We start from the raw sequence: 13614 nt of genomic DNA, 5'->3' as shown, positions 1-13614 counted from the left end.
GAACGTCCCGAGACCGCTCCGACACCGCCCCGAGACCGCCCCGGAGATCGCCTCCGGGGAACGCCCCGGACGCCGTGGACGTCCCCGGTGCTTACGTTCGGCTCAATCCGGAGGAACAAAACCGGGCGAATCTGCCAGCATGGTGAGCTGGGAGTGATCATCCGCCTGGGCTGCCGGTCGGTGCCCGCGACCCCACGGAGACGCCATGCCCACGGAGACGCCGTGACGGATCCGCCCGCCGCGTCCGACCGGAGCCCGGCGGGCGAGCCCGGCCCGCCGACGGCCGCCGTCCCCAACCTCTGGGTGCCGATCGGCGCGCTGTTGCTGGCGATGCTCCTCGCCGCCCTCGACCAGACCATCGTCTCCACCGCGCTGCCCACCATCGTCAGCGACCTCGGCGGCCTCGACCACCTCTCCTGGGTGGTCACCGCCTACATGCTGGCCGCCACCGCCGCGACCCCGCTCTGGGGCAAGCTCGGCGACATGTACGGCCGGAAGCGCTTCTTCCAGGCCTCCATCGTGATCTTCCTGCTCGGTTCGGTCCTGTGCGGGATCGCGCAGGACATGGGCGAGCTGATCGCCTTCCGGGCGCTGCAGGGGCTGGGCGGCGGCGGGCTGATGGTGCTCTCCCAGGCGATCGTCGGCGACCTCGTCCCACCCCGGGACCGCGGCCGCTACCAGGGCCTGTTCGGTGCCGTGTTCGGCGTCACCAGCGTGCTCGGGCCGCTGCTCGGCGGACTGTTCGTCGACCACCTCAGCTGGCGCTGGGTCTTCTACGTCAACCTGCCGATCGGCGTCGTCGCCCTGGTGGTGATCGCCGCGGTGCTGCACGGGCGGGAGGTGCGGCGCGAGCACCGGATCGACTACCTCGGCACCGTCCTGATCGCCGCCGTCGCCACCTGCCTGGTGCTGATGACCTCGCTCGGCGGCACCACCTGGGCCTGGAGCTCCTGGCAGATCGTCGGCCTCGGCGTGCTCGGGCTGGTGCTGCTGGTCGCCTTCCTCGAGGTCGAGCGGACGGCGGTGGAACCGGTCCTGCCGCTGCGGCTGTTCCGCTCGCGGACCTTCAGCCTGGTCGCGGTGATCTCCTTCGTGGTCGGCTTCGCGATGTTCGGCGCGCTCACCTACCTGCCGACCTACCTGCAGGTGGTCATGCAGGTCTCGCCCACCATGTCCGGCATCCACATGCTGCCGATGGTCCTGGGCATGCTGGTCACCTCGATCGGCTCCGGCCAGGTCGTCGCCCGCACCGGCCGCTACCGGGCGTTCCCGATCGCCGGAACGGCCGTCACGACCGTCGGGCTGCTGCTGCTCTCCCGGCTCGACGAGCACAGCAGCACCGCCGAGACGAGCTTCTACTTCCTGGTCTTCGGCCTCGGGCTGGGCCTGGTGATGCAGGTCCTGGTGCTGATCGTGCAGAACTCGGTCGGCTACGAGGACCTCGGCGTGGCCACCGCGGGCGCGACCTTCTTCCGCTCCATCGGGGCCTCCTTCGGCGTCTCCATCTTCGGGACGGTCTTCGCGAGCGGGCTGCGGGACCGCCTCGCCGACGCCCTGGCGGGGGTGCCGCTGCCACCCGGCCTCCAGCCCGAGGCGGTCACCACCGACCCGAGGGTCATCCCCCGGCTGCCCGCCGACGCCCAGGCGGCGGTCTACCACGCGTACGCCGAGTCGATCACCCGCGTCTTCCTGTACGCGGTGCCCGTCGCGACGGTCGCCTTCGTGTTGTCGCTCTTCCTGCGCGAGCAGAAGCTGCGGTCCACCGTCACCGCACCGGACCTGAGCGAGTCCATCGGGCTGAACCCGGTGGAGCGCAGCTCCCTGGACGAGATCGCCCGCGCGCTGTCCGTGCTGAGCACCCGCGAGGCCCGGCGCGACCTCTTCCGGCGGATCACCGCCACCGCCGGGCTGGACCTGCTGCCCGCCTCCAGCTGGCTGCTCCTGCAGATGCACCAGCACGGCTCGGTCGAGCCGGCCGAACTGGCCGAGCGGCGGATCGTGCCGTTCGCCGTCGTCGAGGCGGCCGTCCGGGAGGTGGAGAGCCGGGGGCTGGCCGCGCGGACCGGCGGGCTGCCGCTGCGGCTCACCGAGTCGGGGGAGGAGGTGGCGCTGCGGCTGGTCGCCGCCCGGCGCGCCCAACTCGCCGGCCTGCTGGAGGACTGGGACGAGCAGCAGTACGCCGATCTCGCCGAGCTGCTGACCAGGCTCAGCTCCGCCCTGTGCGCCGACCTGCGGGACCGTCCCGACCCGGTCGGGCCGCAGCCGCCGTACCACGGTGAGGGGCGGTCGTTCTGACCACGGCGGAGCGGGTGCACCCCGGACACGCCCCGGGCCCGCGCCCGGCCGGTCGGTCAGGCCTCGGAGGGCAGCCAGCCCCGTTGGACCGCGCGCACGCCGAACTCGAACCGGCTACGGGCGCCGAGCCGTTCCATCAGATCGGTCGCCGAGCGGCGGGCGGTGCGCGGCGAGACGCCGAGCCGCTTGGCGATGGCGTCGTCCGTGAGTCCCCGGGCCAGCAGCCGGACGACCGTCGACTCCTGGGCGGTCAGCCCGCTCCGGTCCTTGGCCCCGGCCTTGCCCAATGGCTGCGCCGAGGCCCAGACGTGCTCGAACAGCGCACAGAGCGCGGTCAGCGTGCCGTTCCCGGTCAGCACCACGGCGGCCGCGCCGGAGTCCTCGCTGTTCACCGGGATGACGGCGGCGCGGCGGTCGAAGACGATCATCCGGGTGGCGAGCTCCGGGGCGGTGCGCACCTCGCCGCCCAGCTCGGCCAGCCAAGCGGCGTAGGCCACCGTCGGCTGGCTGTTGCGCACGCTGTCCAGGTAGACGGTGCGCATCCGGACCCCGCGCTTCAGCAGGGCCTCGTCGTTCGCCTTGGACGCCTCCAGGGTGGACTCCTTGAGCCCGCCGCCCGGCGCGAAGGTCATCAGCTGGTCGGTCAGCTCGCGCGACATCGCGGCTATCCGGTCGCGGATCGCGTCGAGGCCGGTCAGCTGCTCCACGCCCGGGTGGGCGGAGCGGGGCGCGAGGCCGGCGTAGTCGGCGATCAGCTGGGCCGCCGCCGCCCGTGAGGCCTCCACCCGGAGCTGTTGGGCGGCCAGTTCGGTCCGCTGCCGGGCCATCAGCAGTTCCATGCCGACGTCGGGGGAGACCGCCCGCAGCTCGCCCTCGTGCTCGTACGAAGGCCTGATCAGCGCCAGTTCGCTCAGCAGGTCCAGCGAGCGCCGGACCTGCTCCTGCGGGACCGCCAGCCGCTGCGCCAGCTCGGCCACGCCGTCGCGGGGGTGCGCGAGCATCACGCGGTAGAGCGTCTCCGCGGCGGCATCCAGTCCGAGAGCGGCGAGCACAGCGGTTCCCCCAGTGTGGACTCCGTACGGCAGTTGTAAAGGATCATGACACGAACCGTGTTCGGGCGGCCAGGTCTCCCCGTGGACGGTTCCGGCCAGGGACGGAACCGCCATCATCGGACACCTATGCGCAGACCGGGTGGTTTGGGAGCGTCGGGTCCATGCACCTCGTCCACGCCGTCCTGCGGCCGCCCGCGCCGGATTTCGAACTCCCCCCGGGGGTTTCGGAGTTCATTCGTACGACAGCCTTCCCCGAGGAGCGGGTCGAGCACGTCTCGGTGCACCCGCGGGCGGACCGCACCACCGTGCTGGGCCTCTACCTGGTGGCGGACCGACTGGCGGACGCCGAGCACCGGGCGACCGAGGTCTGCTTGCGGGCCGTCGCGACCTGGCCGGCCCTGGACGGCTGGACCGTCACGAGCGCCGAGGCCCCGCTGATCGCGCCGGTCTTCGAGCGCCTGCTGTCCTCTTCCGGCCCCGCTGGACGGAACGGTCCAGGACCGGATCCGTCCAGCTGAGAACCCTTCCGCCACCGCTGAGCTGCGACGAAGCTTGATCCCGTCAGCCGGGGGAGACACCCGGAGGACACCACCGGACGACGCGTCACCGCGGGACGCGAGACCGGAAGCACCCCTCGACCCAGCTCTCGCAAAGGACCGAACCGATCATGCTGCACACCACCCTCCGCAAGGCCGCCGCGGTCACCGCCCTCGCCCTCGCCGCGCTCGCTCCGGCCGTCGCCCACGCCGCCTCCCCCGTCACGTCGCAGACCCGCGCCGCCGCCGTCGTCCCGGCCACCACCGCCTGGGAGACGACGGTCGCGGCCACCACCGCTTGGGAGTAGTGGGAACCGGCCGCTCCCGCGGCTCCCGTCGCTCCGTTCCGTTCCGCTCTGCTCCTCGCCGCCGCCCCCGCGTCGCCGTCGACCGCTGCTCCTGCAGGGCAGCCGTCCGCCCCGGGGCGTGCCCACGAACTTCCGGCTCGCACCGCGCAGCCGAGCACACACACTTCGCGCTCTTCCCACCGTCAGGAGTACCTCCATGTCCAGCGTCGCCCGCAAGCTCGGCAAGAGCGGCATAGCCACCGTCGTCGCCGCCACCGCCATGACCGGCCTGACCGTGCTGCCCGCCCACGCCGACGCCGGTGGCATCGCCGCCGCCGCCAACGCCGAGGTCGGCAACGGCCCCTGCGCCCACGGGGGCTACGTCCCGGGCGACGGTTCGAGCAACTCCTGCGGCCGCGGCGGCGGTTCCGCCGAGGCTTGGTGCGCAGACTTCGCCGGATGGATCTGGGCCCGCAACGGTGTGGCGCACCTGGGCGACCTCAGCCCCTCCGCCGCGAGCTTCTACGACTACGGGCGCCGCTACGGCACGCTGCACAACACCCCGCAGGTGGGCGACGCGGTCGTCTTCAACTACAACCGCAGCATCGACCGCGCCGACCACGTCGCGCTGGTGGTCGCGGTCGGCAACGGCACCGTCACCTACGTCGGCGGCAACGAGGGCCACAGCTCCGGCCACAGCAACGGCATCGTCCAGCGCGAGTCCACCACGCGCTACGGCGTCGGCCAGGCCCCGTACGGCCAGACCGTCAGCGGCTACATCTCCCCGGTCTTCAACAACACCCCGGCGGCCAACCCGAACCCGTCGACGCTGCCGACCGGCACCCTGGTGAAGTCGGCCGCCGGCCCCGACGTCAAGGTGATCATCTCGGGCTCCGGCGTCCCGATCGCCGGCTCCGACGTGGCGGCGGACGGCTACGACCTGAGCAGGATCGTCCAGGTGGACGACGCGGCCTTCAAGGCCCTGCCGCCCGCGCCCCCGACCGGCACGGTGGTCCACGACCAGGCCGGCGGCTCGGCCCGCTACGTGGTGATCAACGGTGTCGCGCTGCCGATCTCCGGGGCGGACTGGACTTCGGGCGGCTACAACAGCCGCTCCGACATGGGCGTTCCGAGCAGCTGGCTGCAGAACGCGATCCAGGGCACGCTGCCCACCGGCTGGGTGGTCATGGACCAGTCGGGCGCCGACCCGAGCCGCTACGTGATGGTCAACGGCACCGCGCTGCCGATCTCCGGCGCCGAGTGGACGGCCGACGGCTACGACAAGCGGATGCTGATGGGCGTCCCCGGCGACTGGCTGCGCGCCGCTGCCGCCAAGCCGCTGCCCGACGGCACCGTGCTGATGGACCAGAACGGCACCGACCCGAACCGCTACGTCACGGCCGGCGGCGCGGCGGCGCTGATCGACGCCTCCGAGTGGTCCGCCGAGGGCTACAGCATCCAGCCCGCGCTGGGCGTTCCCGGCGCCTGGCTGGGTCGTGCGGCCGCCGCGGCCCCGGCCGACGGCACCCTGATCAAGGGCCAGGCCGGCACCGACCCGAACGTCTACGTGGTGGTCAAGAACACCGCGATGCTGCTGACCAGCGACGAGTTCAACAGCTCCTACGCCGGCCGGGGGATCGTCGCCGTCCCCGAGACCTGGGAGGGCAAGCTGACGGCCCGCCCGCTGGCCGACGGCACGGTCGTCAAGAACGTCTCGGGCAACGACATCAACCGCTACGTCATGGTCGGCGGCGCCGCGGCGCAGATCTCCGGCGCCGAGTGGACGGCCGACGGCTACGACAACCAGCCTGTGTCCGACGTCCCCGGCACCTGGCTGGGCCGTGCGGCCGCCGCGGCCCCGGCCGACGGCACCCTGATCAAGGGCCAGGCCGGCACCGACCCGAGCATCTACGTGGTCGTCAACAACTCGGCGCTGCCGCTGACCAACGCCGAGTTCACCACCACCTACGCCGGCCGGCCGGTCGTCGGGGCCCCGGAGACCTGGGAGGGCAAGCTGACGGCCCGCCCGCTGGCCGACGGCACGATCATCAAGAACGCCGCGGGCACCGACCCCAACGTGTACGTGATGGCCGGGGGCATGGCCGCTCTGCTCAGCGCCGCGGACTACACCGGCTTCGGGTACGACAAGCGTCCGCTGCGCCCGGTGCCCGGCGCCTGGGAGGCCTCGGCGGCCGCGAAGGCGGCGCCGAGCGACGGCACGCTGCTGCTCTCGCCGGACAGCAACACCGTGTGGCAGGTCGTCAAGGGCGGCAAGAAGGCCCTGGCGGCCGGTGACTTCGGGCCGGGCAAGCTCGACCCGAACAACGTGGTCAGTGTCCCGACCGCGCTCACGGCGAAGCTGTCGACCGTCACCCAGTAGACCGCGCCCGCACCCGGGCGGCCCGGCCCTCATCGGCCGGGCCGCCCTGCTCACGGCGGTCGACCGCCGGACACCTCATCAGCCCAGCCCAGCCGCTCCCGGGGGAACACCATGACCACCGCCGTCCGCAAGAAGTCCGCGCTCGCCCTCGCCGCCACCGCGCTGCTCGCCCTGGCCGCCCCGCTCGCCCTCCCCGGTCAGGCCTCGGCCGCCTCGGCGGCGAGCTGGGACAAGGTCGCGCAGTGCGAGAGCGGCGGCAACTGGTCGATCGTCTCCCGGAACGGCCTGTACTTCGGCGGTCTCCAGATCTCCCAGCCCACCTGGCTCGCGTTCGGCGGCAGCCAGTACGCGCCTTACGCGAACCGGGCCACCAGGCAGCAGCAGATCCTGATCGCCGAGAAGATCCTCGCCAAGCAGGGGCTGAAGGCCTGGCCGAACTGCTACGCGCCGCTGGTCGGTGACCACGCCGACCCCTTCCCGGCCACCACCACCTACCCGAACCCGGCCTCGCTGGCGAGCGGCACGCTGGTGAAGTCGCCGAACGGGGCGGCGGTGAAGGTGATGATCGGCGGCTCGGGCGTGCCCGTGGCCGGCTCGGACGTGGCGGCCGACGGCTACGACCTGGGCAGGATCGTGCTGGTGGACGACGCGGCGTTCAACTCGCTGGCGACCGCGCCGCCGGTCGGCACGGTGGTCCACGACCAGGGCGGCGGTGCCGCCCGCTACGTGGTGGTGGCCGGTGCGGCGCTGCCGATCTCGGCGGCGGACTGGACCTCGGGCGGCTACGACTCCCGGTCGGACATGGGCGTTCCGACCGCCTGGCTGCAGAGCGCGGTGGCGAGCCGGCTGCCGACCGGCCTGGTGGTGATGGACCAGTCCGGCACGGACCCGAGCCGCTACGTGATGGTGGCCGGTGCGGCGCTGCACATCGCGGGCGACGAGTGGACGGCCGACGGCTACGACCAGCGGGCACTGATGGGCGTCCCCGGCGACTTCCTGCGCGCCGCGGTGGCCAAGCCGCTGCCGGAGGGCACCGTCGTGATGGACCAGAACGGCACGGACCCGGCCCGCTACGTGATGGTGAGCGGCTCGGCGCTGCACATCGCGGGTGACGAGTGGGTGGCCGACGGCTACTCCGGCGCCGGCCTGATGGGCGTGCCCGGCCACTGGCTCGCCGGCGCGGTCGCCAAGCCGCTGTCCGACGGCACGATCATCAAGAACGTCTCGGGCGCCGATCCGAACGTGTACGTGATGGCCGGGGGCATGGCCGTCCTGCTCAGCGCCGCGGACTACACCGGCTTCGGGTACGACAAGCGTCCGCTGCGCCCGGTGCCCGGCGCCTGGGAGGCCTCGGCGGCCGCGAAGGCGGCGCCGAGCGACGGCACGCTGCTGCTCTCGCCGGACAGCAACACCGTGTGGCAGGTCGTCAACGGGGGCGGCAAGAAGGCCCTGGCGGCCGGTGACTTCGGGCCGGGCAAGCTCGACCCGAACAACGTGGTCAGTGTCCCGACCGCGCTCACGGCGAAGCTGCCGACCGTCACCCAGTAGTCGCGTGCGTGTTCGTGTGTGCGTGTGCGTGTGCCACCCCGGCCTCCAGGGCGGGGTGGCACACGCATGTCCGCTTCGCGGGACTCACGGGGCGCCGAACCAGCGCGGGGTGTCGAGGCGGAAGGGGTCCCCGGGGGCGAGTCGGCGCAGGCCGTCCTCCAGGCGCCGGAGCTCCTCCTCGCCGAGGGTGGCGGACCACTCGGCGCGCAGCTCGTCGAAGATCCGGGCCGAGCGGGCGAGGCAGTCCACACCCCGGTCGGTGAGCCGGACCACCTTGCGTCGGGCGTCGGCCGGGTCGCTGCCGCGCTCGACGTAGCCGAGCTGTTCCAGGTTCTCGACGGTCTTGCCCGCCGCCTGCTTGGAGACGCCGAGGCGGCGGCCGAGTTCGACGGCGGTGGTGCCGTGCGGGCCGATCGCCTGGAAGACGAAGCCGTGCATCGGGCGGAGGTCCGGATGTCCCTCGCGGGCGATCCGCTCGTGCAGCTCGTCGATGATCGTCCGGAAGGCGAGGAGCAGGCGCAGCGGCAGCTCGAAGCCGGGCGGGGCGGGTTCGCTTGACACGGTAGACAACCTCATTGACCATATAGACAACTTCGTTGTCCATATTAGGGGGTCCCTTCGCCATGTCCGTCATCCGCCTCTCCGACGCCCGCCGCTCCGAGACCCCGAACGCCGTCATGACCACCTTCGCCTCGCCCACCCAGGGCTCGACGTCGCTGGCGCTGTGGCGGGTCGAGATGCGGCCCGGCACCCAGGGCCCGCTGCACGCCATGGACGCCGAGCAGATCTGGACCTTCCTCGCCGGGTTCGCCACGGTGGAACTCGCGGGCGATTCCCACGTGTTGGCCGCCGGCGACACCCTCGTCCTCCCCGCCGACGAGGCCCGCCGGATCACCACCGACGGGGGCTTCACCGCCGTCGTCGCCTCCACCTCGCCCTCCCGCGCCTACAACCCCGACGCCGTCACCCCCGAGGGCGCCTGCGCCATGGCCCCGCGCGACGCCGAGCGCGTCCTCCCGGCATGGATCGCCTGAGCGGCGGGAGGCCGGCCCGCCCGGTGTGAGGTGTAGGAGACTGCTGGCAGTGACCGAGCCGGCGGCCGCACGCGGGGCCCCGGCGGACCAGTAAGGAGCGGCATGTCCGTCGTCAAGATCAACGTACTGACGGTGCCGGCCGAGCAGCGCGAGGTGCTGGAGCAGCGCTTCGCCTCGCGGGCCGGCGCGGTGGAGAACTCGGACGGCTTCGAGTGGTTCGAGCTGCTCCGCCCGGTCGAGGGCACCGAGCAGTACCTGGTCTACACCCGCTGGCGCAGCGAGGAGGACTTCAAGGCGTGGATGGAGGGCCCGATGAAGTCGGCCCACCAGGGCGGCGGTGAGGGCGAGGCCCCGAAGCGGCCGGCCGCCTCCGGCTCCACGCTGTGGTCCTTCGAGGTCGTCCAGTCGGCCGGGCCCAAGGGCGCCTGAGTCGGTACTTGCCGGCGGTGGCCGGTAGTCGGTAGTCGGTAGTTCGTCCTTCGGGCCCTTCCCCTGGTGGGGGAGGGCCCGAAGTGCTTCCCGGCTGCCCGCGGTGGTGGCGGGGTGGGCGGTTACCGGCTGCCGAGGCCCCGATTCGCCGTAGTGCGGGAAGGGTTGGGGCTGGGGTCACTTGATCTGGGCGGCGGCCCATTCGGCCCAGTCGCGGCGCATGGCGTTGAAGCGCAGGCCGCCCCTCCGGTCGCCGCCGTGCGCCTCCCGGCCCGGGTGCCGTTCGGCTTCCACGGCAACTGGCTCGCCGACGCCCCGGCCTGAGGGGCGGGGACGGCTCAGGCTGAGGGCGCACCGAGGTCGGCAGGCTCATGACGCGGGCTCATGGCGTCGCGGGCTCATGACGCAGATTCATGGCGTTGCGCGCCCATGAGGCAGGCTCATGGCGTCGCGGGCTCATGCGGAGACTGCGTACAGGACCTCGCGCAGGCCGGGTACGGTCTCGCGGTCGGCCCGCCAGACGAGGCGCAGGTGCAGCGGCGGGGGATCGAGCGGGAGGCGCACCAGCGTGCCGGCGGCGAGCTGGTCGTGGACGGCGAACTCGGGCAGCAGCGCGATGCCGAGGCCCTGTTCGGCGCAGGCGCGGGTGACGGCGACGCCGCCGGTGCGGACGCGGTCCAGGTCGTGGCCGAGCAGTCGCTCGCCGGCCAGGTGGAAGGAGCAGGCGGGGGTGTTGACCAGGAGGCGCCGGCCGCGCAGGCTCTCGCGGGTGAGGGCGGTGGCGTCGGCGAGCGGGTCGGTGGGGGCGGCGACCAGGGCCAGCGGGACGTCCTGCAGGTCGACGTGGTCGAGCGGGGCCGGCGGCAGGTAGAAGCCGAGTTCGCCGAGCGGTCCGGCGGTGTCCAGGATCAGTGCCGCCTCCAGCGCCCCGGCCGCGACCCCGCCGAGCAGGCCGTCCCGGGCGGTGTCGGTGTGCAGGGATATCTCCAGGTCGGGCCGGCGCTCGGCGAGCCGGGCCAGGACGGCGGGCACGTGGGTGGCCGCGATGGTCTCCAGTGCGCCGAGCCGCAGCCGGGCGCGGGCGGCGACCACCTCCCGCCGCGCCTGTTCGGCCTGGTCCAGCAGCCTCCGGGACCACGGCAGCAGTCGCTCCCCGGCCGACGTGAGGGTCATGCCGCGCGGTGCCCGTTCGAACAACTCGGTGTCCAGACTCCGCTCCAGCGTGCGGATCTGCTCCGAGACGGAGGACGGGGCGAGCCCGAGCGCCACGGCCGCGCCGGTGACGGTGCGGTGGGCGACGACGGCCTCGAAGACGCGCAACTGACGTAGTTCCACTGGTTTCCCCTGGACTCCCCGGCTTCCGGACGCCTTGCTCCCGGTGCTGCGGGACAGCGTACGGGTGGGTGTGCGGAGTTGTACCGCGGCGTGCGCGGAGTCGTACCGGGGCGTTCGGAAAAACCGAACGCCGCATGCGGCTCCGGCGGTCGAACGGACGGGCGTGGCGCGGCCAGGGTGGGGGCGCTTCCGCTCGTCGATCAGGAGAACCCCGATGACCTCCCCCGTGCCTCCCGTCGCCCCCGCGACGCCGGCCGCGCCCGCGACGCCGGCCGCGCCTGCGACGCCGGCCACGGCGACCCGCTCGCGCGCCCTGCTCGGCATCGCCCTCGGCTACTTCATGGTGCTGCTCGACACCACCGTGCTCTCCGTCGCAGAACCCGATCTGGCTGCCTCGCTGGGCAGTTCGACCGCCGGACTGCAGTGGGCCGTCACCGGCTACAGCGTCGCCTTCGGGGCGCTGCTGCTGTCGGCCGGGGCGGCCGCCGACCGCTACGGTGCCCACCGGGCCTTCCGCTTCGGCATCGCCGCCTTCGGTGCGGGCTCGCTGCTCAGCGCGTTCGCGCCGGACATCCCGACGCTGGTGCTGCTGCGCGCCCTGCTGGGCGTCGCGGCGGCGGCCTGCGTCCCGGCGAGCATGGCGCTGATCACCCGGCTCCACCCGGAGCCGGCGGAGCGGGCGCGTGCCGTCGCCGTCTGGGCGGCGGTCAGCGGCTGCGCGATGGCCTTCGGGCCGTTGGTCGGTGGGGCGCTGGTCGACCTCGCCGGGTGGCGGGCGGTGTTCCTGGTGAACGTCCCGCTGGCGGTGCTGGTGCTGGCCCTGGTGGCCGGGCGGGCCGTGCACTGCCCGCGCGGCGAACGACGCATCGACTGGCCGGCCCAGCTGGCCGCCTGTGCGACGCTCGCGCTGTTCACGGACGCGCTGATCGCGCTCGGCGGCACCGGGTGGTCGCACGCGGCGTGGTCCGGGGCGGCTGCGGCCGTGGCCCTGGTGGCCTTCGTACGGCGCGAGCGGCGCAGCCCGGCGCCCGTCCTCCCGACGGACGTGCTGCGGGCCCGCGGCACGGGGGCGGTGCTGCTGGCGGGCGGCGCGGTCAACTTCGCCCTGCTGGGCGTCCTGTTCGTGCTGCCGCTGCTGCTGCAGCAGGAGCTGCGGCTGTCCCCGACGCTGGCCGGGGTGGCGTTCCTGCCGATGACGCTGCCGCCGGGCTTCAACCCGCTGCTCACCGGGCCGATCGTCGCCAGGGTCGGCCCGTGGCGGCCGGTGCTGGGCGGGCTGGCACTGCTGACGACGGGCTGCGCGGTCCTCGCGGTGGCGGTGTCGCTCGGCACGCCGTACCCGCTGCTCGCCGTGGGGCTGCTGCTGGCGGGCTTCGGGGTCTCCTTCGCGCTGCCCGCGCTGGTCACCGCCGTCGTCACGACCGCGCCGGAGGGCCGTGCGGGTGCGGCGGGCGGCCTGCTCAACGCCGTCCGGCAGGTCGGCGCGACGCTGGGCGTGGCGGTGACGGGAGCGTTCGTCGGCGGGGGTGGCGCGGCCGCGGTGGCGATGCTGCTTCCGGCGCTGGTGTGCGGGGCGGCGGCGCTCGCGGTGCTGCGCAGCCGCTCCCGGTGAGTCGGTCCCGGTGACCCGGTGACCCGGTGACCCGGTGACCCGGCGGCTTCGAGGCGCGCCGAGTCAGAGGCACCTGGGCGCCGGGCCGTCCGGGGCTCCGAGGCTCAGAGACTCACCGCCGTCTCGCGTTCCATGTGCGTCAGCTTCTCCGGGTTCCGCACCGAGTAGATGCCGGTGATCCGCCCCTCGTCGAGCCGCATGGCCACCACCAGGTCGATCTCCCCGTCGATCCGCAGGATCAGCGCCGGGTGCCCGTTGACCTGGGTCGACTCGGCCGTCGCCACCGGACCCCACAGCGCCACGCCCCTGGCGAGTAGCCGGGCCACCTGCTCGGCCCCGACGGTGGGCCGCGGCATGGCCGTCTTGATGCCGCCGCCGTCGCTCATGTGGACGACGTCCGGTGCGAGGAGGTCGAGGAGGTCCTGCAGGTCGCCCGTCTCGACCGCCCGCTGGAAAGCCGCGATCGCGGCCCGTGCCTGGTCCGCCGAGACGTTGCCGCGCGGACGGCGTGCCGCCACGTGCGCCCGCGCCCGGTGGGCGATCTGGCGGACCGTGACCGGCGTCTTGCCGACGGCCTCCGCGATCTCGTCGTAGCCGAGGGCGAACACCTCGCGCAGCACGAACACCGCCCGCTCGGTCGGCGTCAGCGTCTCCAGGACCATCATCATCGCCATCGAGATGCTGTCGGCCAGTTCGACCTGGTCGGCCACGTCGGGCGAGGTGAGCAGCGGCTCGGGCAGCCACGGGCCGACGTACGACTCCTTGCGCCGGCCGAGCGTGCGCAGCCGTCCGAGCGCCTGCCGGGTGGTGATCCGGACCAGGTACGCGCGGTGGTCGCGGACGGTGTCGAGGTCGACGCCCGCCCAGCGCAGCCAGGTCTCCTGCAGGACGTCCTCCGCGTCCACCGCCGAGCCGAGCATCTCGTAGGCGACGGTGAACAGCAGGTTGCGGTGGGCGACGAACGCCTCGGTGGCCGGATCGGGACGGCGGCCGTCCTCGCTGTTCATGGTCTCCATACCTTTCTTCGTGGGCTCGTTCTGGTCATTCGTAGGATCAGGGCACCCAGGGGTGCCGGGTGTGGCTGTCATGTCGTTGCCGCGTTCGTG

At 73.4% G+C, this 13614-nt stretch carries 12 protein-coding genes; 8 read left to right on the top strand and 4 right to left on the bottom strand.

From position 1 onward, the window contains the following. Positions 1-222: 222 nt before the first annotated feature. Complete coding sequence (locus ACZ7KX_RS23765) at positions 223-2295, top strand: MFS transporter (protein ID WP_470328213.1); 2073 nt, start codon at positions 223-225, stop codon at positions 2293-2295. A 56-nt stretch (positions 2296-2351) separates the two neighbouring features. Here ACZ7KX_RS23765 and ACZ7KX_RS23760 read toward each other — a convergent pair whose 3' ends face one another. Next, positions 2352-3347 (bottom strand): LuxR C-terminal-related transcriptional regulator, encoded by a 996-nt coding sequence (locus ACZ7KX_RS23760; RefSeq protein ID WP_470328212.1) that lies wholly within the window; start codon positions 3345-3347, stop codon positions 2352-2354. A 161-nt stretch (positions 3348-3508) separates the two neighbouring features. Between ACZ7KX_RS23760 and ACZ7KX_RS23755 the strand changes: the two genes are divergently transcribed. The 4 genes from ACZ7KX_RS23755 (at position 3509) to ACZ7KX_RS23740 (ending at position 8098) form a co-directional block, all read left to right on the top strand. Beyond that, a complete protein-coding gene (locus ACZ7KX_RS23755; protein WP_470328211.1) occupies positions 3509-3865 on the top strand; it encodes a hypothetical protein in 357 nt (118 codons plus the stop codon). A gap of 149 nt (positions 3866-4014) precedes the next feature. Continuing rightward, a complete protein-coding gene (locus ACZ7KX_RS23750; protein WP_470328210.1) occupies positions 4015-4191 on the top strand; it encodes a hypothetical protein in 177 nt (58 codons plus the stop codon). Between the two features lie 196 nt (positions 4192-4387). Continuing rightward, positions 4388-6550 (top strand): CHAP domain-containing protein, encoded by a 2163-nt coding sequence (locus ACZ7KX_RS23745; protein WP_470328209.1) that lies wholly within the window; start codon positions 4388-4390, stop codon positions 6548-6550. Positions 6551-6661: 111 nt separating this feature from the next. After that, positions 6662-8098: a transglycosylase family protein gene (locus tag ACZ7KX_RS23740; protein WP_470328208.1), complete on the top strand. Its 1437-nt coding sequence runs from the start codon at positions 6662-6664 to the stop codon at positions 8096-8098. A gap of 84 nt (positions 8099-8182) precedes the next feature. Here ACZ7KX_RS23740 and ACZ7KX_RS23735 read toward each other — a convergent pair whose 3' ends face one another. Further along, on the bottom strand, positions 8183-8674 hold the full coding sequence (locus ACZ7KX_RS23735) for a MarR family winged helix-turn-helix transcriptional regulator (RefSeq protein ID WP_470328207.1): 492 nt from the start codon (positions 8672-8674) through the stop codon (positions 8183-8185). 47 nt (positions 8675-8721) lie between these two features. Here ACZ7KX_RS23735 and ACZ7KX_RS23730 point away from each other — a divergent pair, with 47 nt between their 5' ends. Both ACZ7KX_RS23730 and ACZ7KX_RS23725 read left to right on the top strand, forming a co-directional pair. Further along, complete coding sequence (locus ACZ7KX_RS23730; RefSeq protein WP_470328206.1) at positions 8722-9132, top strand: cupin domain-containing protein; 411 nt, start codon at positions 8722-8724, stop codon at positions 9130-9132. Between the two features lie 102 nt (positions 9133-9234). Continuing rightward, complete coding sequence (locus ACZ7KX_RS23725; RefSeq protein ID WP_350523238.1) at positions 9235-9561, top strand: antibiotic biosynthesis monooxygenase family protein; 327 nt, start codon at positions 9235-9237, stop codon at positions 9559-9561. Positions 9562-10017: 456 nt separating this feature from the next. On the opposite strand, the gene ACZ7KX_RS23720 is transcribed toward ACZ7KX_RS23725, so the two are convergent. Then, positions 10018-10896 carry a LysR family transcriptional regulator gene (locus ACZ7KX_RS23720; RefSeq protein ID WP_396550927.1) on the bottom strand — a complete coding sequence of 293 codons (879 nt, stop codon included), beginning with the start codon at positions 10894-10896 and terminating at the stop codon, positions 10018-10020. A gap of 214 nt (positions 10897-11110) precedes the next feature. Between ACZ7KX_RS23720 and ACZ7KX_RS23715 the strand changes: the two genes are divergently transcribed. Beyond that, positions 11111-12508: an MFS transporter gene (locus tag ACZ7KX_RS23715; protein WP_470328205.1), complete on the top strand. Its 1398-nt coding sequence runs from the start codon at positions 11111-11113 to the stop codon at positions 12506-12508. Positions 12509-12612: 104 nt separating this feature from the next. Here the strand turns inward: ACZ7KX_RS23715 and ACZ7KX_RS23710 are convergent, their stop codons facing one another. Further along, the gene (locus tag ACZ7KX_RS23710; protein WP_470328204.1) at positions 12613-13524 is read right to left on the bottom strand and encodes an RNA polymerase sigma-70 factor; all 912 of its coding nucleotides are present in this window, start codon (positions 13522-13524) and stop codon (positions 12613-12615) included. Positions 13525-13614 lie beyond the last annotated feature (90 nt).

The sequence above is a fragment of the Kitasatospora sp. NPDC038210 genome, from assembly GCF_055600605.1.
Note: the sequence above shows the minus strand (reverse complement) of the source record. Positions and strands in the feature narration are given on the sequence as shown.